Annotated in this window: 1 protein-coding gene; it reads right to left on the bottom strand. The window is 73.6% G+C overall.

The window, feature by feature from the left end; genetic code table 11:
* A partial coding sequence (locus FV228_RS32170; protein ID WP_147858011.1) for an FAD-dependent oxidoreductase occupies positions 1-575 on the bottom strand: 575 nt, incomplete at both ends.

The following is a 575-nucleotide window of genomic DNA, read 5'->3' as shown; positions in this document are numbered from 1 at the left end:
CCGGTTCGCCCGCGCGGCACAGGTCCCGGGCGAGGTCGCCGCCGAGATTGGCCACCGCGATGGCGCGGCCGAACGGGCCCATCTCGAAATACACCGTCGGCCCGCCGGTGAGCACCGACACGGCGTCGCCGAGCGCCGCCGGATCGACCTTGGCGGGGTCGAGCCGCAGGCCGACCTTGGTGTAGGCGCCCATGTGCAGGCCATCCAGGGCCGCCGTTGTGCCATCGGGCAGGCCCGGAGTGAACCGGATCGCCCCGGATTTCAGCACGCCGACCGGCACCGTGACGATCGCCGCCGAAGCCGCGAGGCTGCCGCCGGCCATCTCGATCCGGACGGTCTTGCCGGACCAGTCGATCGCCTGCACCGGACAGCTCAGCCGCACCGGCAGGTCGGCGAAGCGCCGCGCCACGAGGTCGCCGTAGCCATCGACCCAGAGGTCGGTCCCGGACCACAGCCGGTCGTAATCCAACGCCGAGACCCGCTCGGGATCTTCGCCGAGCGAGAGCCGGCTCAAGCCCGCCGCCGCACCTTCGGCATTCGGGCCGCCGGCGCGGGCGGCCTCGGCCAGCGAGGTG

It is taken from the genome of Methylobacterium sp. WL18 (assembly GCF_008040015.1).
Lineage (GTDB): Bacteria > Pseudomonadota > Alphaproteobacteria > Rhizobiales > Beijerinckiaceae > Methylobacterium > Methylobacterium mesophilicum.
Note: the sequence above shows the minus strand (reverse complement) of the source record. Positions and strands in the feature narration are given on the sequence as shown.